Annotated in this window: 17 protein-coding genes; 5 read left to right on the top strand and 12 right to left on the bottom strand. The window is 70.5% G+C overall.

All coding sequences use genetic code 11. The features are described from left to right. Nucleotides 1-7: 7 nt before the first annotated feature. From D7V93_RS04990 to cysS, 7 genes are all read right to left on the bottom strand, one after another. Complete coding sequence (locus D7V93_RS04990) at nt 8-358, bottom strand: hypothetical protein (protein ID WP_120642261.1); 351 nt, start codon at nt 356-358, stop codon at nt 8-10. A gap of 70 nt (nt 359-428) precedes the next feature. Then, nucleotides 429-1,862, bottom strand: coding sequence for a hypothetical protein (locus tag D7V93_RS04985; protein WP_120642260.1), 1,434 nt, complete (start codon nt 1,860-1,862; stop codon nt 429-431). Between the two features lie 60 nt (nt 1,863-1,922). Beyond that, the gene (locus D7V93_RS04980; protein ID WP_120611337.1) at nt 1,923-2,441 is read right to left on the bottom strand and encodes a DUF507 family protein; all 519 of its coding nucleotides are present in this window, start codon (nt 2,439-2,441) and stop codon (nt 1,923-1,925) included. 138 nt (nt 2,442-2,579) lie between these two features. Beyond that, the gene (gene uvrC / locus D7V93_RS04975; protein ID WP_120642259.1) at nt 2,580-4,520 is read right to left on the bottom strand and encodes an excinuclease ABC subunit UvrC; all 1,941 of its coding nucleotides are present in this window, start codon (nt 4,518-4,520) and stop codon (nt 2,580-2,582) included. A gap of 11 nt (nt 4,521-4,531) precedes the next feature. Continuing rightward, a complete protein-coding gene (uvrB, locus tag D7V93_RS04970) occupies nt 4,532-6,694 on the bottom strand; it encodes an excinuclease ABC subunit UvrB (protein WP_208722920.1) in 2,163 nt (720 codons plus the stop codon). Between the two features lie 79 nt (nt 6,695-6,773). After that, a complete protein-coding gene (locus D7V93_RS04965; RefSeq protein WP_120642257.1) occupies nt 6,774-8,462 on the bottom strand; it encodes a M28 family metallopeptidase in 1,689 nt (562 codons plus the stop codon). A 45-nt stretch (nt 8,463-8,507) separates the two neighbouring features. Continuing rightward, nucleotides 8,508-9,977, bottom strand: coding sequence for a cysteine--tRNA ligase (gene cysS / locus D7V93_RS04960; RefSeq protein WP_120642256.1), 1,470 nt, complete (start codon nt 9,975-9,977; stop codon nt 8,508-8,510). 171 nt (nt 9,978-10,148) lie between these two features. On the opposite strand from cysS, the gene D7V93_RS04955 reads away from it, so the two are divergent. Beyond that, a complete protein-coding gene (locus D7V93_RS04955) occupies nt 10,149-11,906 on the top strand; it encodes an FHA domain-containing protein (RefSeq protein ID WP_120642255.1) in 1,758 nt (585 codons plus the stop codon). 105 nt (nt 11,907-12,011) lie between these two features. Here the strand turns inward: D7V93_RS04955 and D7V93_RS04950 are convergent, their stop codons facing one another. Next, nucleotides 12,012-12,506 (bottom strand): CarD family transcriptional regulator, encoded by a 495-nt coding sequence (locus D7V93_RS04950; protein ID WP_120533482.1) that lies wholly within the window; start codon nt 12,504-12,506, stop codon nt 12,012-12,014. Nucleotides 12,507-12,697: 191 nt separating this feature from the next. Between D7V93_RS04950 and D7V93_RS04945 the strand changes: the two genes are divergently transcribed. Together D7V93_RS04945 and D7V93_RS04940 are read left to right on the top strand one after the other, a co-directional pair. Further along, nucleotides 12,698-15,166, top strand: a complete 2,469-nt coding sequence (locus D7V93_RS04945; protein WP_120642254.1) for a DNA internalization-related competence protein ComEC/Rec2 — start codon at nt 12,698-12,700, stop codon at nt 15,164-15,166. Then, entirely contained in the window at nt 15,156-15,416 is a 261-nt protein-coding gene (locus tag D7V93_RS04940) for a hypothetical protein (RefSeq protein WP_120612286.1), read from the top strand. The genes D7V93_RS04945 and D7V93_RS04940 overlap by 11 nt, the downstream gene beginning before the upstream one ends. Before the next feature lie 37 nt (nt 15,417-15,453). Here D7V93_RS04940 and D7V93_RS04935 read toward each other — a convergent pair whose 3' ends face one another. Further along, on the bottom strand, nt 15,454-16,656 hold the full coding sequence (locus tag D7V93_RS04935; protein WP_120642253.1) for a carbohydrate-binding family 9-like protein: 1,203 nt from the start codon (nt 16,654-16,656) through the stop codon (nt 15,454-15,456). Nucleotides 16,657-16,844: 188 nt separating this feature from the next. Here D7V93_RS04935 and D7V93_RS04930 point away from each other — a divergent pair, with 188 nt between their 5' ends. Together D7V93_RS04930 and D7V93_RS04925 are read left to right on the top strand one after the other, a co-directional pair. Continuing rightward, nucleotides 16,845-17,480, top strand: a complete 636-nt coding sequence (locus D7V93_RS04930; protein ID WP_120642252.1) for an outer membrane beta-barrel protein — start codon at nt 16,845-16,847, stop codon at nt 17,478-17,480. A gap of 125 nt (nt 17,481-17,605) precedes the next feature. Beyond that, entirely contained in the window at nt 17,606-18,445 is an 840-nt protein-coding gene (locus D7V93_RS04925; protein WP_120642251.1) for an FHA domain-containing protein, read from the top strand. Between the two features lie 16 nt (nt 18,446-18,461). On the opposite strand, the gene D7V93_RS04920 is transcribed toward D7V93_RS04925, so the two are convergent. The 3 genes from D7V93_RS04920 to D7V93_RS04910 form a co-directional block, all read right to left on the bottom strand. Continuing rightward, nucleotides 18,462-18,902, bottom strand: a complete 441-nt coding sequence (locus tag D7V93_RS04920; RefSeq protein ID WP_120642250.1) for a PH domain-containing protein — start codon at nt 18,900-18,902, stop codon at nt 18,462-18,464. A gap of 62 nt (nt 18,903-18,964) precedes the next feature. After that, the gene (locus D7V93_RS04915; protein ID WP_120642249.1) at nt 18,965-20,167 is read right to left on the bottom strand and encodes a tetratricopeptide repeat protein; all 1,203 of its coding nucleotides are present in this window, start codon (nt 20,165-20,167) and stop codon (nt 18,965-18,967) included. Between the two features lie 80 nt (nt 20,168-20,247). Next, nucleotides 20,248-21,558, bottom strand: coding sequence for an adenylosuccinate synthase (locus tag D7V93_RS04910; RefSeq protein WP_120642248.1), 1,311 nt, complete (start codon nt 21,556-21,558; stop codon nt 20,248-20,250). Between the last annotated feature and the right edge of the window lie 219 nt (nt 21,559-21,777).

The following is a 21,777-nucleotide window of genomic DNA, read 5'->3' as shown; positions in this document are numbered from 1 at the left end:
CGGACAGCTACCCGCGCCGAATCATCCCGGCCGCCTGGGACAGCCGGCGACGCAGGTGGGTCACCACCTCGTGCAGGTCCTCCAGGCGCTGGAGCACGTGGAGGTCCTCGCCCGCGTTGAGCAGCGCGACCGGCGTCAGGGCTTCACGCTGGAGGGCCTGGAGCAGGTCGTGGAAGTGGGCCTGCACGTCGCCCAGCGCATCCAGGCCCTCGCGGAGGTCGTCCTCCACGAAGTCCAGCAGGACGGTGGCATCCGCGCGCGCGGGCAGCGTCTGGGCCAGGCGCTCCACCGCCCCGCGGACGGGGTCGGTGCGGCGCAACATCGCGGTGGTGGCGAGGGCTGCGACGGGGAGGGACATGGCCAGGACGCTACAGGCCCGTAGCGTCCGGTCAATTTTCCCACCCCTGCCCTCCGGTGCGGAGCCTGCGTCAGCGACCGGGCGCGGAGGCGCCTCCCGCCGCGCCGCCCGTGGTGACACCGGGAGCCCCCGGTGCACTGCCGGGAGTCGCGGGAGCCGCGGGGGCGCCCGTGGCGGGCGCGGCATTGGCCGGTGCCGGCGTGGCGGGCAGCGTCGCGCCGGGAGACGAATTCAGCGGCGCGGGCGTGCCCAGCAGCGGCGGCGGGGTGCCGGTGTTGAGCGGCGCGGGCGTGCCCAGGATGGGCGGCGGCGGCGTGGTGGACGACTGCGTCAGCGGCGGCGTCGTCGCGAGGATGCCCGGGCTCACCTGGCTGGTGCCGACGAAGTTGTTGAAGTCCGGCGCGGACACCTGCGGCGTCGTGAAGCCCCCCACGGACACGCCCCCCACCGTGGGCGGCGTGGCGAAGGTCCCCTGCCCCACCGGAGTGGTGGCCCCCGGGGTCACGCCCGAAACGACCGCGGGCGGGTTGGCCGGTCCGGACGGAGTGAACGAACCACTGAACGTCGAAGGCGCCTCCGACGGCAGCGCGGGCACCGGCGTCGTCCCGGCCCCCGTCGCGGCGGTCCCCGTCCCTGTTCCCGTCGTCCCCGCGGTGCCGCTGCCGCCCGTGCCCTGCGTGGCCGGAGCGAAGCGCGGGGCGGACACCGGGGCCACCGCCGCCGGGAAGGCCGTGGGGGCCACCGGCGTGAGGCCCGCGAGCGACGCGGGCAGATCGCCCGTGGTGGGGACCACCGCCACGGACGGCACTGTCGCGCCCTCCACGCGGATGGAGACCCTGTCGAAGAGGAACTGCACGAAGCCGCGCGGCTCCTGCTGCTGCGGCAGGTTCCACACCACCACGATGAACTCCGCGTCCCCCGGACGCGCCGCGGGCAGCAGCCGCTTGGTGTCGTCATCCGCGAACGTGCCCGCGTCCAGCGCCGCCGCATGCACCAGCGCCGAGTCCGTCAGCAGCGTCCCGTTGCGCCACACGCTGCCAATGCCCCACACCGCCATGGCCGCGTGCGCGCGCGTCGTGGCGCGCCAGCCGATGCCGCTGTCGCCGTAGAGCGGCGTGCCCATCAGCACGCCCCCTTCGATGACGTGCGGAGGAGGCCGGGGGAGCGGCCCGGCAGGGGCCCGCGCCATCGCCTGGACGGGAGGAAAGCCCGCCTGGGTCAGCTCGATGCGGTAGTCCACGCCGCCCACGCGCAGGCTGGCGCTGAGCTGGGCCTGGTCTCCGAAGGTCGCGTTGGCCATGCCGACGCGGTCCTCCACGGACAGGGATGCCTGCCCCGTGCCGCGCTCGGCCAGGTCACTGAATGGAAGCGGACCCTGGATGAAATACCCGTCCGGCTGGTCGGTCCTCGCGCTGGCCTCCCGGCCCTCGAACGTGAACCCGTCGCCCCCTGGACCCGCGGCCAGGACACCGGACAGCAAGATGCTGGTGATTGTACCCGCCATCGACGCTGCCTCCCTTGAAGTTGAAGGTAGGCAGCGGAGCGGGCCGTGGCACGCCCCGGACTAAATCAGGCCGCGGGCGCGGCGGATCTGCTCGACGGTCTTGTTGTACTCGATGTCAAAGGCGCTCGTGCCTTCCTGCAGGTGCTTCAGCCGCGAGCGGGCCTCCCGGTCGATCTCGTCGTCCACGTCCAGGTGCTTCTTCATGCCCTGGAACATCTTCTGACGCAGCACGTTGTCGGGGGAGTAGACCTCCTCGACGTTCCGGCTGATGAGGAGGAATTCGATCATCTGGTTGATGACGAACTCGATGCCCTCGTCCCCCATCTTGAAGCCGCGGACATCCGCCATCTCGCGCTTCACCTGGTTGAACTTGGAGTAGTCATATCCCCGACGCTCCAGGGCCTCGCGCGTCGCCTGGTTCACACGCTCTTCGTTGGCGAGGTACTCGCGCATGATGGCGGAGAGGTCCATCTCGGCGTCGGCCACGCGCATCGGCTCCACCTCGATGTCCCCGTCCTGCATGAGCTGCTGAATGGCCTCGCGCGAGATGATCGGGATCACCTTCGGATACAGCCTCATGTCGGTCCCTCGTCCTCTTCAAACGTGCTCGGATCTTCAACCGCTATAAATCAGCGCCGAGCATGGTCGCAATGAAAAACCCTAGGAACGTCGCGGGTTCCAGCGGCCAGCCCCCCCGGCGTCTGAACCGGAACTTAATCATGCCGCACCCGGTGGCGACCCTCCATCCACTTTTTCGTGCGACGGTTCGGAAGCGTCATCCAGGGAGGCTTCGCGCACCGGGTCCTCGGTGTCGTCCTCGGGATCGCCATGCAGCCCCGCGTGGACGCGCTCGGCCATCGCGGGCCCCACGACCTCGGCCAGCTCCTCGATGCTGGCGTCCCCCACCCGCTTGAGAGAACCGAAGTGGCGCAGCAACATCTTCCGCCTTCCTTCGCCCACGCCCGGAATGTCCTCCAGCGCCGAGCGCATGGCGCTCTTGCGCATGGACTTGCCCTGGAAGGTGATGGCGAAGCGGTGGGCCTCGTCACGCATGCGCGTGAGCATGAACATTTCCGCTGAGTTCTGGGGCAGGACGATGGGGTCCTTGCGGCCCAGCACGAAGACGCGCTCGGGGCTCCTGGCGCTCTCCGCGTCCCGGTCGAAGACCTCCTGGTCCCGGCTCTTGGCCAGGCCCACCACGTCCACGCCCTCCACGCCCAGGTCCTTCATGGCCGCGTGCGCGCTGGCCAGCTGGCCCTTGCCACCGTCGATGACCAACAGGTCCGGCAGGTCGGAATCCTCCAGGCCCCGCTTGAGCCGGCGGGTGATGACCTCGTACATGCTGGCGAAGTCGTCCTGCTTGTCCACCGTCTTGATCTTGTACTTGCGGTAGCGCGACTTGTCCGTCTCCCCGTCCGTCACCGCCACCTGAGAAGCGACGATGGAGGAGCTCTGGAAGTGGGAGATGTCGTAGCACTCCATGCGGCGCGGGAAGTTGCGCAGGCCCAGCTTGGACTGGAGGCGCGACAGCACCGTGTCCGTCTCGTCCTTGGTGCGCTTCCTCTCCACGAACGCCTGCTCCGCGTTCTTCACCGCCATGTTCACCAGTTCATGCTTCTCCCCGCGCTTGGGGACGAAGACGCGCACGCGGTCGCCCTTGCGCTCGGTGAGCAGGGCCTCCAGGCCGTCGGTGCCGTCGCCGGGCTCCAGCGGCAGCAGCACCTCCTCCGGCACGAAGCCGCCCTGGTCGTAGTAGAGGTTCACGAACGAGGCGAGCAGCTCGTCGTCCGGGAACTCCTGGCTGCCGAAGGGGAACGCCTGGCCGCCGTTGAGCCGGCCCTGCCGCACGTGCAGCACGTAGAACAGGATGCGGTCGCCCTCGCGGAAGAAGGCGAACACGTCCTGGTCCTTGAAGTCGGTGGTGGCCACCTTCTGGCGCTCCAGGCTGCGCTCGATCGCGAGCAACTGGTCGCGCACCCGGGCGGCCTCCTCGAACTTCAATTCGGAAGAGGCGCGCTTCATGCGCATGCGCAGCCCCTCGATGAGCTCCCCCGCCTTGCCCTCCAGGAACATGGCCACCTCGTCCACGCTCTTGCGGTAGTCCTCCGGGGACACCGGGTGGACGCACGGCGCGGGGCACCGGCCGATTTGAAAGAGCAGGCACGGCCGCTTGCGGTTGGCCAGCACGTGGTCCGTGCAGGTGCGCAGCTGGAAGAAGCGGTTGATGAGGCGCAGCGTTTCGCGGATGGCGCCCGCGCTGGAGTACGGGCCGAAGTAGCGCGCGCCGTCCTTCTCGTACTTGCGGACCACCTCCAGCCGGGGGAAGGGCTGGTGGCGGTCCAGGCGCAGGGAGATGAACTGCTTGTCGTCCTTGAGCAGGACGTTGAAGCGCGGCTTGTGCTTCTTGATCAGCTCGTTTTCGAGGAGGAGTGCCTCCTTCTCGTTGTGGACGAGCACCGTCTCCAGGTCGCCCAGCATCGTGTCCAGCATGGACACGAAGACGCGGGTGTCGCCGGTGCGGGTGAAGTAGCTGCGCACGCGGCTGCGCAGGTTGATGGCCTTGCCCACGTAGATGATCTGCCCGCGCTTGTCCTTCATCAGGTACACGCCGGGCTCGGTGGGCAGCGCGTCCAGCTTCTCCTGCAGCCGGATGTCCATGCGGGTGGCTCCTAGTTCTTGCGTGCCCGCGAACGGCCGGACGTTCCCGACGAACCACCGGAAGCACCACCAGAAGAGCCGCCCGACGGGCGCCCGCGTCCCCGCCCCTTCTTGGGGGTGGTGCCCGGCGCATCCACCGCCTTGGGCGGCGCGCGCAGGAGCGATCGGGACGGGGGCTTGAGGCCCAGGTCCATGTCCTTGAGCAGCTGGACGCGGTCGCGGAACTCGGCGGCCTTCTCGAACTGCATCTCGTCCGCGGCCTTGAGCATCTCCTGGTTGAACTCCGCGATGAGGCGTTTGATCTCCTTGGCCTCCAGGAGGTCGTTCTCCCCTTCCGCCGCCATGGGCAGCGCGCCGGCCTGCGCGTCGTAGTCCGGGAGGTTCTCGGAGAAGTTCTGGATGTTGCTCTTCACCGAACGCGGCGTGATGCCGTGCTGGACGTTGTAGGCGGTCTGGATGGCGCGGCGGCGGGACGTCTCCTCGATGGCCCGCTTCATGGAGTCGGTCATCTGGTCCGAGTACATGATGACGCGCCCGTTCACGTTGCGCGCCGCGCGGCCGATGGTCTGGATGAGCGACACGTGGCTGCGCAGGAAGCCTTCCTTGTCCGCGTCGAGGATGGCGACGAGCGACACCTCCGGGATGTCCAGGCCCTCGCGCAGGAGGTTGATGCCCACGAGCACGTCGAACTCGCCCCGGCGCAGGTCGCGGATGATGGCCATGCGCTGGATGGCGTCGATGTCCGAGTGCAGGTAGCGCACCTTCACGCCCACGTCGCTGTAGTACTCGGTGAGGTCCTCCGCCATGCGCTTGGTGAGCGTCGTCACCAGCACGCGCTCCTGGCGCGACACGCGCACGCGGACCTCTTCCAGCAGGTCATCCACCTGGTTGCCGGCGGGGCGCGTCTCCACCTCCGGGTCGATGAGGCCGGTGGGGCGGATGATCTGCTCCACCACCACGCCCTTGGACTTCTGCAGCTCGTACTCGGCGGGGGTCGCGGAGACGAAGACGGCCTGCTGCACCATCTCCTCGAACTCGTTGAACTTCAGCGGCCGGTTGTCCAGCGCGCTGGGCATGCGGAAGCCGAAGTTGACCAGCGTCTCCTTGCGCGCGCGGTCACCGCGGTACATGGCGCCAATCTGGGACACCGTCTGGTGGCTCTCGTCGATGAGCACCAGCATGTTGCGCGGGAAGTAGTCGATGAGGCACGGGGCGGACTCGCCCGGCGCGCGCCCGGTGAAGTGGCGCGAGTAGTTCTCGATGCCGTTGCAGTAGCCGACCTGTTCGATCATCTCCAGGTCGAACATGGTGCGCTGCTCCAGCCGCTGCGCCTCCAGCAGCTTGCCCTCCGCCTTGAACTTCTGGAGCTGCTCCGCCAGCTCCTCGCGGATGGTGCGCATGGCGCTCTGGCGCGCTTCGGGGCCGGCGACGTAGTGGCTGGCGGGGAAGATGACGATCTTGTCCAGTTGCCCCAGCGTCACGCCGCGCAGCGGGTCGAACTCGGTGATGCGCTCCACCTCGTCGCCGAAGAAGCTGACGCGCACGGCGCGCTCTTCCTCGTAGATGGGGAACACCTCCACGGTGTCGCCCCGGGCCCGGAAGGTGCCGCGGTGGAAGTCCAGGTCGTTGCGCTCGTACTGGGCTTCCACGAGCTTGCGCATGAAGCCATCGCGGCCCATGTCCTCGCCCAGCTGCGCGCGGATGGCCAGGTCCACGTAGCTGCGCGCGGCGCCCAGGCCGTAGATGCAGGACACGCTGGCCACGATGATGACGTCGTCGCGCGTGCGCAGGCTGTGCGTCGCCGAGTGGCGCATCCGTTCGATGTTCTCGTTGATGGACGAGTCCTTCTCGATGAAGGTGTCCGTCGACGGAACGTAGGCCTCGGGCTGGTAGTAGTCGTAGTAGGAGACGAAGTACTCGACGGCGTTGTTCGGGAACAGGCCCTTGAACTCACCGTAGAGCTGCGCGGCCAGCGTCTTGTTGTGCGCGATGACCAGCGAGGGGCGCTGCACGTTGGCGATGAGGTTCGCCATCGTGAACGTCTTGCCCGAACCGGTGACGCCCAGGAGGGTCTGGTAGCGGTCGCCGCGCAGCAGGCCCTCGGTCAACTCACCGATGGCCCTGGGCTGGTCACCCTGGGGCGAATGGTCACTGACGAGTTGGAACTCCGGCATAGGGGCAGGATCTAACATCCCGGCCTGGGGTGTACTGAACCTTCGTGCATCCCCGTCCGACAAAAGACGGAGCGCCCCCCTACTTCGCGGCCGCGCCCTTCAGTGCCTCCAGGGACTTCAGGCGGGCAGCCTCGAATTCGTCCCCCTTGTTCCACTTCGGCATCTCCGGCGCGCGCGCCACCTGGGCGCCCACCAGGAAGAACAGCCGGGTGTCCTCCACGGCGCCGGACAGGTTCCATTCCGGCCGCAGTTCGTCCGAGGGCTGGTGGTAGTGCTTCGCCTCCCACACCCCGCGCTGCTCGCGCCCCCAGCCGTCCGGCTTGCCGATGAAGTCCATGCCGCTGCCGAAGTAGGCCGCCGGGATGCCCATGCGCGCGAAGTTGAATTGGTCCGACCGGTAGAAGAAGCCGCGGTCGGAGAGCTGATCCGCCTTCACCGCGCGCCCCTGCGTCTTCGCCATCGCGGTGATGAAGCCGTCCAGGCTGGACTTGCCCAGGCCGATGACGGTGATGTCGCGCGTGCGGCCCAGGATGTTGGCGCCATCCAGGTTGATGTTGGCGGCGATGCGGCCGTGGGGCACCGGTGGGTTCGCGGCGAGGTGCGCGGAGCCGAGCAGGCCGTACTCCTCCGCGGCCACCGCCGCGAACAGCACGGAGCGGCGCGGGGGCGTGGGCAGCGACGTGAAGGCCCGCGCCACCGACAGCATCGCGGCCACGCCGGACGCGTTGTCCACCGCGCCGTTGTAGATGCCGTCCTCGTCGGGCTTGCCGTCCTCCTTGCGGCCCAGGTGATCATGGTGCGCGCTGTAGAGCACCACCTCCTTCGCCAGCGTGGGGTCGCTGCCCGGCAGCACGCCCAGCACGTTCGCGGTGGGCCGGCGGCGCACCTCGTTGGTCAGGCGCAGGGACAGCTTCACGCCCAGCGGCACCGGGCGGAAGTCGCGCTTCTGCGCCGCGGCGCGCAGGGCGTCCAGGTCCTGTCCCGAGAGCTTCAGCACCTGCTTCGTCGCGTCCTCGGTGGTCCACGCCTTCACCTGGAGGCGGGGAGCGTCGCCCGCGGGCAGCTCGAACTGCTCGTTCGTCCACGACGCGCGGACCACCTGCCACGGATAGCCCGCGCTGGGCGTGGTGTGGATGATGATGGCGCCCGCCGCGCCCGTCTTCGCCGCCTGCTCGTATTTGTAGTCCCAGCGGCCGTACCAGAGGCGCGCCTTGCCGGCGAACAGGCGCGGATCATCCTCCGGATCATTGTTGAGGATGACGAGCGTCTTGCCCTTCAGGTCCGCGCCCTTGAAGTCGTCCCACTGGTACTCCGGCGCGACGATGCCGTAGCCCACGAACACGAGCTCGGAGGCCTCCAGCTTCGCCTCCGTCGCCTGCACGCCGGACACCGCGATGAAGTCCTCGCGGGGCTTGAGCTCCACACGGCCCGCATGCGCCTGGAAGCTCATCGGGCCCGGGTGGCTGTTGATGCCCATCAGGTCGAAGCGCTGGAGGTAGCCGCCGTCCTGGGCGCCCGGCTTCAGGCCCATGCCCTCGAACTGCGTGGCGATGTACTCCTGCGCCAGCGCGTCGCCGCGGGTGCCCGGGCCGCGTCCCTCCAGCAGGTCGCTCGCGAGGAAGCGCACGTGCGAGCGCAGCAGCTCCTGGGTGATGGCCTGTTCGGCCGCCTTCTCCTGGGGCGTGATGGAGGGCGCGCCCGCCGCGAGGGCGGGCAGCGAGGACAGGGCGACGAACAGGAGCGGAAGGTGCGCCGGGAGGAGCCTCATGGCCCCTGGCCTAGCATGGCGGCCCGGCCCCTCCCCAGCGCGTTTTCAGGAGGCGGGTGCCGCCACCTTCCAGGAGGTGCCGGCAGGCGTGTCCATGATGTCCACGCCGCGCTCCTTCAGGGCTCCGCGCACCCGGTCGGCGGCGGCGAAGTCCTTCGCGGCGCGGGCGGCGGTCCGCTCGGCGAGCAGCCGCTCCACCTCCGCCACGTCGATGCCGCGCTCACGCACCGCGCGGTCCCGGCGGCGCAAGAGCCACGCGCCCGGGTCGTCCTCGAAGAGACCCAGGACGCGGGACATCTCCCGCACCTGGTCGCGCAGCACCTGGAGGGTGCGGCCCACCAGCGCCTTGTCCTTCACGGGCGGCTTGTCCGTCAGCTCGTTCATCAGGCCGAACTGGCCTGACAGCGCGCCCAGGGCGCCCGCGGTGTTGAAGTCGTCGTCCATGGAGGACTCGAACTCCGCGAGGAAGCGCGCGGGGTCCCCGTGCAGCGGCCCCTTGCCGAAGTCCTTGCCCGCCACGCGCTCCTCCACCTTGCGCAGCGTTTCGTAGAAGTACTCCATGCGCCCTTCCGCGTCCTGGAGCGCCTTCTCCCCGAAGCCCAGCGGGTGGCGGTAGTGCGTGGCCAGGAAGAAGAAGCGCAGGGCCTCCGCGTCCACCTTGGCGAGCGCGTCGCGCAGGCGCACCACGTTGCCCAGCGACTTGGACATCTTCGCGCCTTCCAGGTCCAGGAAGCCGCAGTGCATCCAGTACTTCGCCATCATCTGGCCGGTGGCGGACTCGCTCTGGGCGATCTCGTTCTCGTGGTGGGGGAAGATGAGGTCCAACGCCCCGCCGTGGATGTCGAACGAGCGGCCCAGGTACTTCTCGCTCATCGCGGAGCACTCGATGTGCCAGCCCGGCCGGCCCTTGCCCCAGGGGCTGTCCCAGGACGGCTCTCCGGGCTTCGCCGCCTTCCACAGCGCGAAGTCCAGCGGCTCGCGCTTGAGCTCGCCGGGCTGCACGCGCTCGCCCTGGCACAGCTCGTCCAGGTGGCGCTTGGACAGCTTCGCGTAGTCCTCGTCCTTGCTGACGGCGAAGTACACGTCGCCCTTCGCCTCGTAGGCGTAGCCCTTGTCCACCAGCGTCTGGATGAGGGCGACGATTTCCGGAATCGTCTCACTCACGCGGGGCGACACATCCGGCTCGCGCAGGTGCAGGGCCTGGGTGTCCTCGCGGAAGATGTCCACGAAGCGCGAAGCGAACGCATGCGGGGTCTCCCCCGTCTCGTGCGCGGCCTTGATGATCTTGTCGTCGACGTCCGTGAAGTTGCGCACGTACGTCACCTTGAAGCCCCGGTAGCGCAGGTAGCGGACCACCACGTCGAATGACGTGAAGGTGCGCGCGTTCCCGATATGGATGTAGCTGTAGACCGTGGGCCCACAGACGTAGACCTTCACCTCGCCGGGCACGAGCGGCTCCAGCGGCTCCTTCTGCATGGACATCGTGTTGAAGAGCCGGATGGATGAGGGGGCCACGGTGAGGGTCCTCCTTGGGGAGCGGGGCGGGCGCGACACTTGCGCGACGCGGTACACACTCTAGGATCCCCAGTCCCACACAGGCCAGCACTTGGCACCGGATGCGTCCGACAGCCGAGGAAACCCGGTGGTCCCCCTGTTCGCTGCCCCGCAACCTGGGAGAATGGCCGCATGGCCCCGCCGAACCCCAAGCGTCCGCCGCGCCCTCCCCGCCCGCCCGGGGAACAGGCGTCCCCGGACGACCCGGGCGAGGAGCTGCCGTTCGACGAGGACGAGGTGGCGCCCCTGCAGGCGGATGATCCGCGTCCGCAGCGCGTCCCCCAGTATCCGGCGGGCCCCCGGCGGGTGAAGCGGCGCGTGCCCGGAGAGCGGACGAAGTCCGACCGGGAGCTGCTGCCCCGCTACGACTGGCAGAAGGAGTACTCGGATCCCGGCCTGACGCCCGCGTTCCTGTACGTGGAGCGCGGGCCGGGCGTGGGACAGCTCGTGCCCCTGCACCAGGGGTCCATCACGCTGGGGCGCTCGTCCACCTCCGACCTGCGCCTCCAGCACGCCTCCATCAGCCGGCGCCATGCCCAGCTCACCCGGCGCGGCAATGCCTTCACCGTGCGCGACCTGGGCAGCCAGAACGGCACGTTCGTCAACCGCTCGCGCATCAAGGGTGAGGTGGAGGTTCGGCCCGGAGACGAGCTGAGCCTGGGCAACGCGAGCCTGCGGCTGCGCGGTCCGGGCGCCGCTGCCGCGACGCTCAAGACGGCGTTGGATCCCATCCTGCCGCGTCGGGGGAAGCGCTCGGCGGGCGTCGTCGCCGTGGCCCTGGCCGCGGCGGTCGTGGGCTCCGCGGTGGCGGCGCTGATCAGCGTGCTGGCCCTGAAGATGACGGACGAGCCGTCGGCACGGGCCCTGTCGGAAGGGGCGGCCAGGCAGGGCGCGGGGACTCCAGCGGTCGGGTCCCCGGCGAAGGAGGTCCGCGGCCCGGGTGCGGGTGCACCGGAGGCGGTCCAGGGCGCGGAGACCGGTTCCGGGCCCAAGCCTTCCGGGAAGGACTCGCCTGCGGTTGGAGCGCAGGGCCCGGTTCCCGCAGCCGAGGCGAGCGCCCAGACCTTGCGCGACAGTACGCCTTCCGCGAAGCCCGGCGAGGCGCGGCCCGGCGCTGCGGAGATTGCCCGGGGCCCGCAGGCGGTCACGGCCTCCACGAAGGACGGGGCGACAGCGCCCAGCGCCATGGAGATTGCCCGGGGCCCGCAGCAGGGCACGACCGCGAAGAAGGACGGGGCGGCGACGCCCAGTGCCACGGAGATTGCCCGGGGCCCGCGAGAGGGCATGGCCGCCTCGAAGGACGGGGCGACGACGCCCAGTGCCATGCAGGTCGCCCAGGGACTGCGCGAGGGCACGGCTTCCACGAAGACGGGGGAGTCAGGACCGGAGGCCCCGGGCGTGGCCCGGGGCGAGGTCCGCCGGAAGGGCTCCCTGGCGGTCGCAGCACAGGGCACCCCGGACGAGCGGGCGCGCAAGGACATCCTCTCCCGCTATGAATCCGGGGACGTCTCGGGCGCCCTGGCCCAGGCGCGGCGCGCGAACCTCACGCCCCTGGTGCAGCAGCTCACCGGCTTCCAGACCGCCGAGGCCGCCGCACGGACCGCCCTGGCGAAGAAGGACCGGCCCCGGGCGCTCGACGCGCTCATCTCCGCCGTGCGGTTGGACCAGGCCCTGTCCCAGGGATGGAGCGGCCACGGCCAGCGCCTGCGCCGTCAGCTCGCCGGGCTGTACGTGCGCACGGGCATGGAGGCCGCCCGCGCCCGCCGCTGGGCCGACGCGCGCGAAGCCTTCAACGATGCCCTCAAGCACGACGCGGACAACGCCGAGGCCCGGGAACAACTGGCCGCGCTCGAAACCCAGGCGCCCCAGGGCACTCCGCCGGCGCCGTGAAGCACAGGGGGTCGCTGGAAATACGAAGCCCCGGATCCCAACGAGGGAACCCGGGGCGGGGGCTGCGGACGCGGCGGCCAGGAGGCCCGCCACGCCACGAAAGCATCAGGCGAGGTTGAAGATCTTCTTCAGGTCGGACTCGACCTCTTCCTCGGTGCAATCCTTGGCCAGCGACAGCTCCTTGATGAGCAGCGAGCGCGCCGTGTCGAGCATCTTGCGCTCGCCGAACGACAGGTCCTTGTCACCCTTGAGCAGGTACAGGTCGCGCAGCACCTCGGCGATCTCGAAGACGGAACCCGTCTTGATCTTCTCCATGTACTCGCGATAGCGACGGTTCCACGTCGTCGAGTCCACCGAGATGTCCTTCTCACGGAGGATGGAGTAGACCTGCTTGACGTCCTCCTCGCTGATGATCTCCCGAAGGCCGACGGAACCGACCTTGTTGATGGGGATCATGATCCGCATCCCGTTCTCCAGGATGCGCAGCACGTAGAACGACTGGCGCTGCCCGGCGACCTCGGTGTGCTCGATGCCCATCACCTCACCGACGCCCTGGCCCGGATAAACCGCCTTGTCACCAGTCTTGAAGCTGGTCTGCACTAACTGCCTCCTTGGAGAAAGCTTCGACCCCGGCCTTCAAGCCGGCCACTACTACCACAAACCACATCCACGGGCAACGAAATCGCCTTGACCACCTGAAGCGGGCCGCACTACGGTGTCCGGTTTTGTGTGCGGAGTTGCTCGGTGTACGAGCGCCGCAGGACGGACACGGTGGTGGGTGGGGGTGGGTGTTGGTTCGTTTTGCGTGGCGCGACCTGGGCACGCGTCCTTTGTTTTTTCCCGCGCTGAGCCTCACGCTCGGCGCCCTCTGGGCAACCGGAACAGGGAGCGCCGCCGAGGTATTTCTCCTCTGCGCGCTTTGTCTGGGACTGGCGGGGACGGCGCTCGGTCCACTGCCAGGAGTCCATCTCGGGGTGCTCGGTGCGCTGGCCCTCACGGGGGCGGGTCTTTCCGGTTTTGAAGCGCGGGTGGACATTCCCCCGGCGCTCGCGGACGGGGGAAGCGCGGTCCTGGAAGGCGAGGTGGAGCGCGTGGAGCGCTTCGACGGCGCCACCCGGCTGCGACTCGCAGTGGCGAGGGCCGGGCCGCTTTCTGGGCCCCAGGTCGCCGCCCGCTTCCGCGCGAGCCTCTCCGGCCAGGGCGACGGGTTGGAGCTGCAACCCGGGCAGCGCGTGCGGATGGAGGCGCGGCTCGTGCCGGATGCGCCTCCGTCCAACCCGGGCGAGCGGGACTTCGCGTCGGCGCGACGGCGGCAGGGCGTGGCCTTCACGGGCGGATTCGCTCCGGGGCGCCTGCTGGCGCTCTCCTCTGCCCCGGCGTGGCGGCTGGCGCTGGAGGACGTGCGGGGCCGGCTGGGGCAGGCGGGGCGCGGGGTGGCCCCCTCTCCTGATGCGGCGGCGCTGTTCCTCACGCTGGCGGCCGGGCAGCGCGCGGACCTGGATGCGTCCTGGGAGGAGGCGTTCTCGCGAGCGGGGCTCGCGCACGTGCTCAGCGTCAGCGGGCTGCACGTGGCGGCGCTGGCCTTGATGACGCTCGCGCTCCTGCGGCGCGGCCTGGTGCGGCTGGGAGGACGGTGGCGCGGATGGGAGGCCCGGCGGGTGGCGGCCCCGGCGGCGGTGCCCTTCGTCTGGGCCTACGTGCTCTTCACGGGGAACCAGGCCCCGGCGGTGCGCTCGGCGGTGATGGCCACGGCGGTGCTCCTCGGACTGGGGCTGTGGCGGCGCGCGGATGGGCTCAATGGCCTGTCGCTCGCGGCGCTGGTCCTCGTGGCCTGGACGCCCTCCAGCGTGGTGGACCTGTCGCTGCGGCTGTCGTTCCTCGCGGTGCTGGGGCTGGTGTTGCTGTCGCCCGCCCTGCGCGAGGCCCTGCCCCTGAAGCCGCCCGACCCCTCCGAGCCCCGGCGACTGAAGCGCTGGGCCGCGCAAGGGCGGGAGACGGTGGCGCAGACGCTGTGCGCGAGCGCGACGGCGACGCTCGTGGGCCTGCCCGTGGTGGCAGCGGCGTTCGGCCGGGTGAGCCTGGCGGGACTCGTCTCCAACATCGTCGCCCTGCCCCTCTGTGGCGTGCTCACCGGGCTCGCGGCGGGCGGCGCGGCGCTCTTCGTCGTCGCCCCCGTCGTCGCGACGCCGGTGCTGTGGGCGGGCGCGTGGGCGTCGGAGCTGTTGCTGGTGCTCACGCGGGGCTTCGCTTCGGTGCCCTTCGCGGCGGTGGAGGTGCCTGGATTCGGGCCGGCTCTCGCCCTCGCGTACGCGGTGGGGCTGGGGTGCTGGGCGCTGGGTTCGGGACGCTGGCGCCAGCTGGGGGTGCTCGCGCCGCTGGCCGTGGTGGGCTCAGTGCTGCTTCCCGGGCTCGCTCCGGAGCCCGCGCTGCGCATCACCTTCCTTTCCGTGGGCCAGGGGGATGCAGTGGTGCTCCGCTCCCGGGGTCACCATGCGCTCGTGGATGGCGGGGGCGTGCCGGATGGCGCGGACACCGGTGAGCGCTTCGTCCTGCCCTTCCTCAAGGCCGAGGGCGTTTCCCACCTGGACCTCGCGGTGCTGTCCCATCCCCATCCGGACCATGCGCTCGGGCTCGTGTCCACGCTGTCGCAGGTGCCGACCGAGCGGCTCTGGCTTTCCGCGGGCACCACGGACGGCCCGCTCTCCCGGCGTGTCATGGCGGCCGCCGGGGGTGCCCGGGTGGAAGAGGTGCAGGTCGGGCAGCCCTCGTTCGCCCTGGGCGAAGCGACGGTGGAGGTGCTGGGGCCTCCGGTGGACCGCGAGCTGCTGGAGGGCGCGAACGACCGCAGCGTGGTGCTGCGCGTGCGCCATGGCGACGTCACCGTGCTGCTGGCGGGGGACGTGGAGGAGGACGGCGAGGCCGCGCTTGCCCAGGCCCTGGGGCCCATCACCGTGTTGAAGGTGCCACACCACGGCTCCCGCACGTCGTCCACCGCGCCGCTGCTCGAGCGCACGCGGCCACGTCACGCGGTGTTCTGCGTGGGCCGACGCAATCGGTTCGGGTTTCCCCATCCCGAGGTGGAGGCGCGCTACCGGGCCCTGGGCACCGAGTGCTGGCGAACAGACCGGGACGGTGCGGTCAGCCTGGAGAGCGACGGCCAGGACGTCCGCCTGGTGTCCTTCCTACCACACGACGAGGTGGCTCCCCTACCCGTTGCCGCGAGTGGGAACAGGACCCACCGTAGCGCCGATGATTTCTGATGATCTCGATCTCCAGCAGCTGACCCTGGAACTGAAGTCGAAGCTCGGCCCGGGCGAGCCCGTGGGCTACCTGCGCGGCAAGTCGCTCATGCGCGACATGCTGCTCATGATGCGTTCGAACCACTTCTCCGAGCTGGAGGCTGAAGAGCTGATCGACACACTGGAGGCCCGGGGCTTCGTGCGCTTCCTGGGAGACCCGGCCGAGCGTTCCGTCGCGGACGCGCCGTGGGACATCTCGCCCCACGCGTGACATCGCTTTCGAGCGCTGTCACGCCCGGCCCCTGTTTCTACTGGAAGACGAGCCACGCGAAGCGCGGCAGCGCGTGGAAGTCACCGATGAAGAGCGGTGAGAAGGCTTGGCCTTCCACCTGCCTCCGGTCATGGTGCTCCAACCGGTAGAGGTTGAAGCGCCAGCGCTCGCCCGGCTGGGGCGGGAGGTGGGGCACCTCCGCGAGATTCTTGAACGGGATGGCCACCTCCACCGTCCAGCCCTCGTCGCGGTCCGACGCGTCATCCAGCGTGCCGCGCACCTTCACCGCCGTCTTCATCCCGGAGTCCCACGACAGGTCCATGCCCTGGCGCCGCGCGGGGAAGTACGCGTCGAAGAGGACGTTGTGGGGTGACACCTCCAGTTCGTTGTACGTGCGCCCGTCCGCGTTGGCGTCGAGGAACACCTCCACGACCTCCTGCTCGTAGATGGAGTCGTCGCGGTTGCGCAGCGTGCCCCAGACGTCCGGATCCTCCACGTCGAAGGCCACGTACAGGTTCGCGTCGTCGTACACGAGCCGCGCCTGCGTGCTCAGGCGCCCGGGCCGGCCGTCGAAGCTGCCCACGAGCGTCACCGACTTCGCGCCCTTCCAGGCCTCGTCGTCGAGCACGCCGTCGAGCACGGGCGCCTTCTTCACCCGCGTGACGGTGTACTCCGGCAACGCAGGGGGCTCGCCGCCCAGCATCGGGCCACGCACGCGGTCGGTGCCCAGTTGCACGCGCGGATCATCCACCGTGAGCCGTTCGTCACCTCGCCAGAAGCCCAGCACCACCCGGCTGGGACTGGCCGGCATGACGACGGTGTGCACGTCCTCCACCACCCGGCCCACGGGCCAGGTCTCCAGCGGCGCGGCGCCGTCCTGGAACTCGTGGTCGGCGTTGCCGAGCATCTGGCCGCTCTCCGGCTCCACCACGTGCACGAAGAAGTGGAAGCCCTGCGGCGGCGCGCGCACCGCCTGGAAGTAGTGCGCGAGCTTCACCGGCTGCCCGGGCGTGGCCTTCTCCGGCGTCACGCGCGATCCCAGGTAGACGATGGCGCCGCCCGCGAAGGTGGCCCCCCCGCGGTACGTGAGGTCCGCCGGGGCCGCGTCGAGCGTCCGCAGCGTCGTGGGCGCGGGCAGCCGGGGCGTGCGGTGCGCGGGGCCCGCCTGTTCGTCGCGGCAGGCGCCGACGAGCAGGACGGAGGACAACAGCGGGAGCAGGACGAAGGGGCGGAGGCGCATCGAAGGCGCGGAGTCTACCCTTCCCCGTCTTCCGGGAAGCGTTCTTCCATCGCCGGGCACTGCACTGCCCTCGTCATGGACAACCTGTACGCAAGGGGGGGCGACCGAGCCGGCGGGCCCCCCTGTCCCTGTTGGCGTGTCCGGAAGGGCACCCCATGTTTCGGTCCATCACAGGGAGGGGTAACCACATGGGCAAGGGACTGTTGGCGGGTGCGGTGGCGGTATCGGTGCTGGCGGCGGGTTCGGCTCAGGCGGCTTCGACGGAGCTGCGCAGGTCCACGAACACGCGCGGCCTTTCGTTCCTCGTGGGCGGCGGCGTGGAGGGCTACACCGACGCGCTCCGGTCGCAGATTGATCCGGGCCTGTCCTATGGCGTGACGTTGGGCCTCAAGCCGACGAACGTGGTGGGGCTCGAGCTGGGCTACACGGGCGCCGTCAGCGAATTCAACTCCGGTGGGGTGCTCGCGACGAACGCGGACGGACCGGACATCGTGCGCAACGGCGCGCAGGCCGCGGTGACGGTGGGCCTCACGGCCACGCGGCTCCAGCCGTACGTCCTGGGCGGCGTGGGCATCAGCCGCTACAACGTGCGCGCCATCGCTCCGGGCTTCTCCGACGATACGGTGGGCAACGTGCCGGTGGGCGCGGGCCTGCGCCTGAACCTCGGTGGCTTCACGGCCGACGCGCGGGTGGCCTACAACTTCCTGTTCGATCAGGGGTTCGCCGCGTCGCTGCCGCCGTCCGACGTGGACCTGGGCGGTGACGAGACGTTCAGCAAGGGCGGCCGCTACGTGGGCACGCTCAACCTCGGCGCCACGTTCTAGCCAGCGTCTTCCGTGCCGTCCCGGCCTCCGGACATGGGAGGCCCGGGGCGGATGGGGACGTCGAGGCAACCTCGCGAAAATCCAGCGCCCGGTGGCAGGCGTGACGCTTGCTGCCGGGCGTTCGCATGCGCTTCGAATTCGAGCACCTGGGCACCCCCACCCCCTTCGAGCTGACCGAGGGCCAGCACCTGCTGGGAGGCGGCCCCGAGGACCATGTCCACCTGGAGGGCCTGCCGCCCGGGTTGTTGACCCTGCGCATCGAGTCCCAGCGGCTCATGGTGGAAGCGGTGCGCAGCTTCACCGTGAACTCCGTGCGCGTGATGCCCGGCGTGTCGCGCCTGGTGCTGCCCGGTGAGGTGCTGGGCCTTCCAGAGGGCATGTGCCTGCGCGTGCTCGCCGAGCCGAGCGCCCCCGAGCGCGGCGTGGGCACCGTCGCGGTGCTCAAGGGACTGCTGGCGGATTCAGAGGCCCGGCCTTCCCGCGCCGCCACCCTCACCTGCCTCACTGGCCTGGACGTGGGCCGCTGTCATCCGCTCGCGGAGGCGAACACGGACATCGGCCGGGGCGAGGGCGTGGCCCTGCGGCTGCGGGACCGGGCCGTGTCCCGCCTGCACGCGCGGATCCGCCGCGAGGGCCCAGGCTTCATGCTGGAAGACCTGGGTACGCCCAACGGGGTGTTCCTCAACGGCCTGCGCCTGGAGGCACCCGGGCCGCTGGCGGATGGCGATGTCGTGGAGGTGGGGCGCTCGCTGCTGCGCTTCCAGGCGGCGTTCGATGAGGCGGCGGGTGCGGTCCGTCGGACTCCGGTGCCCCTGCGCCACGACGTGGGAGAGCGGACAGAAGCGGGAGCGCTGTTGCCTCCAGAACGGAAGCCACAGCGCTCGGAGGGGTGGCTCATCGCCGCGGGCGCGGCGTTGGTCCTGCTCGGGCTGCTCCTCACGGCCCTGCTGGCGGCGGCCGGGTGAAGGAGCGCGTCGCGCCTCAGACGGGCAGCGGAGAGAGGCCCGCGCGCTCCACGAGGAGCCGCGCCAGGTCCCGGTGGTGGCGGAAAAAGCTGGTGAAGTGCACGAAGCCCTTGCTGCCCCGGATGGCGTAGACCGTCACCGGGCCGGGGAGCACGTCCAGCTTGCGGATGTCCCCGAAGGAGAAGCGCCGGGTGCGCACCATGCCCCGGCAGGTGATGCCGCGGGAGTCCACCTCGATGCGGGTGCGCCCGTAGTAGGTCACGGCCACCGCGAAGAAGAGGACGAAGAAGCCCGCGGACAAGAAGGTCTTCAGCGGGACGCCCTCGAAATTGAACAGGTAGACGAGCACCCCGAGCCACAGCAGCCCCGCCGCCGCCATCGTCGCGGCGAGCACCCGCCGGGGGCGAAAGACCTGCTGCGACTGCTTCCCCTCCACCGTCCGTTCGCGTCCGTCCATGCCCTCAAAATAGTGACGCGGACAGCCCCTTTTCGGCGCCCGTCCGCTCACCAGGCGGGCAGTCAGCGCAGGCGCTCGGCCTTCTGGCGGGACTCCTCCTGGAGCTCCGGGCGGACATCGGACGCGGTGGAGCGCGCGTAGCGCTCATAGAGGCCCCGGGCCTCCAGGTTGCGCCCCAGGGCCCGGTACGCCTCCGCGAGGCCGTACAGGGGGGAGGCCGAGTCCGGCTCCAACTTCAGCGCGAACTGGTAGTCCGCCGCGGCCTCCGCGTAGCGCCGCAGCCCGATGTTGGCGCTGCCCCGGGCGGTGTACGCCACGGTCAGCAGCGGTTCCTGTTGCAGGGCCTGCGTCAGCGTCTGGAGCGCGGCCGCGTAGTCGCGCTGGCTGATGTGCTGCACACCCTGCTCGTAGGCGCGACGGGCCTGGGCGCGCGTCGTGTCCGCCACGGGACCTGAACCGGGCGTCTGGCCCAGGGCCTGCGGGGAGGTGCCGGCCTCCGCCTGCTTCGTGCGCGCCCGGGCCACGTTGTCCTGTGCACTCTGGCGGATGGCGGCGTCCTGGGTCAGGCGCGAGGCCCGCTCCCATTCCTCGATGGCGCGGCCGTAGTAGCCGAGCACCGCCAGCGCGTTGCCCAGCTTGAAGCGCGCCTCCACGTGATCCGGCGCGGCGTGCGTCGCGTCGAGGAAGGCGAAGGATGCCTCACGGTAGCGACGCTCGCGCATCAGCGCGTCTCCATCCCGGATCCGCGCAGCCGCCAGCGCGGCCTGTGACGGGCGCTGCGGATCCGCGAGGTCTCCACTCCGGGTGGCCACGGGCTCCGACGAACGCGCGGCGGGGTCCTTCGCCACGGGCGCCGGGGCCTGTGCCGCCGGGGCCGTAGCGGACTTCGACTCAGGCGCCGGGGCCTGTGCCGCCGGAGACTTCGACGCGGACGCGGGGGCCTGTGCTGAAGCCGCCGAGGCCGTGGCGGACTTCGACTCGGGCGCCGGGGCTTGTGCCGCCGAGGGAGATTTCGACGCGGACGCGGGGGCCTGTGCGGAAGCCGCCGATGTCGCAGCGGACTTCGCCTCGGCAGCGGGCGCCTGCGTGCGGCCGGAGGCGGGGGTCTTCGCCTCGCCGGTCGGGGGCGCCACGGGGGCCCCCGACACGGGGCGGGTGACACTTCCCTTCGCCGGGGTCGTTCCCTGCCCCCAGGCCGACGGCGCCGCCATGCCAAGCAGCACCACCGCCGAGACACCGAGCTGGAACCTGCGCGTGCGAATCATGTCCCTCTCCCGTCCTCGCCCCCGGCGGGCCAGGACCTCTCCTGCCCGCGAGCCCCGTTCCCGGGGCCCGCTCCCTATCCCTAGCTGCGGAAGGGGTTCTGCAGCAGCACCGTCTCGCCGCGGTCGGCGCCCACGGAGACGCACACCACGGGCACTCCGCTGACCTCTTCGACGCGGCGCACGTAGCGCTTCGCGGCTTCCGGCAGCTCATCGAACGTGCGCACGCCGGCGAGCTTCTCGTCCCAGCCGGGCAGCGTCTCGTAGATGGGCTTCACGCGCGCCAGGTCCTCGTAGTCGCCCGGCAGCTCCGTCACGCGCGCGCCGTCCAGCTCGTACGCGTTGCAGATGTTGAGCGACTTGAGGCCGCTGAGCACGTCCAGCTTGGTGAGCGCGATGCCCCACAGGCCGTTGACGCGCACCGCGTAGCGCAGCACCACGCCGTCCAGCCAGCCGCAGCGGCGGGGACGGCCCGTGGTGGCGCCGAACTCGTCGCCCACCTTGCGCAGCCGGTCACCCAGCTCGTCGCTGAGCTCCGTGGGGAACGGACCTCCGCCCACGCGCGTGGTGTACGCCTTGCTGATGCCCATCACCTTGTCGATGGCCGTGGGCCCCAGGCCCGAGCCCACCGCGGCGTTGCCCGCCACACAGTTGGAGCTGGTGACGAACGGATAGGTGCCGTGGTCCACGTCCAGCAGCGTGCCCTGCGCGCCCTCGAAGAGGATGCGGGCGCCGCGGCGCACCTGCTCGGAGAGGAAGAGCGACACGTCGTGCACGTAGGGGCGCAGCCGGTCTCCCAGCGCGGAGAACTCCGCGTGGATCTGCGGCGTCTCCATCTTCGGCACGTCCACGCCCGCCTGGGCGCAGAGGTCCTTGAGCTCATCCAGCGCGGACGGCAGGCGCTCGTCGATGCGGCGGCGCAGGCGCTCCGGATGGAGCAGGTCGCGCACGCGGATGCCCCGGCGGGCCACCTTGTCCTCGTAGGCCGGACCGATGCCCCGCCCCGTGGTGCCAATGGCGCTGCCCCCGCGGGCCTTCTCGCGGAAGCTGTCCAACAGCTTGTGCCACGGGAAGATGACGTGGGCGTTGTCGGAGATGAGCAGCTGCGCATCATCCTTGAGGAAGCCGCGCGGCTTGAGCGCGTCGATCTCTCCGACGAGGACGGCGGGATCCACCACCACCCCGTTGCCAATGACACACGTCTTGCCCGGGTGAAGGATGCCCGAGGGAATCAGGTGCAGGACGGTCTTCTGCCCTCCCACCACCAGCGTATGCCCCGCGTTGTTGCCGCCCTGGAAACGGACGACGACCTGGGCATGCTCGGTGAGAAGGTCAACGACCTTGCCCTTACCCTCATCTCCCCACTGCGCTCCGATGACGACGACGTTCGGCATGGTGCCCGCCGCTTAGCACGCGGGAGGGGCCGGGTGACAGTGTTCCGCGAAGCCGCAATGAAGGGCCTGGCAGGCCGCCTTGTCCCACCCGGTCCACACTCCCGTGGATTCGGCCTGGACAAGCGCCCGGACCCCCTGGGCCAACCGGCGCGCCGCCCCCGAGTCCCCTGCCCCGCGGGGAAGGAATTCCGGTTCCGGAGAGGCCTCCCCCAGGAAGGC

It is taken from the genome of Corallococcus llansteffanensis, assembly GCF_003612055.1.
In the GTDB taxonomy this organism is placed as follows: Bacteria; Myxococcota; Myxococcia; order Myxococcales; family Myxococcaceae; genus Corallococcus; species Corallococcus llansteffanensis.
The sequence above is the reverse complement of the archived record's forward strand: the minus strand, read 5'-3'. Positions and strand labels throughout refer to the sequence as shown.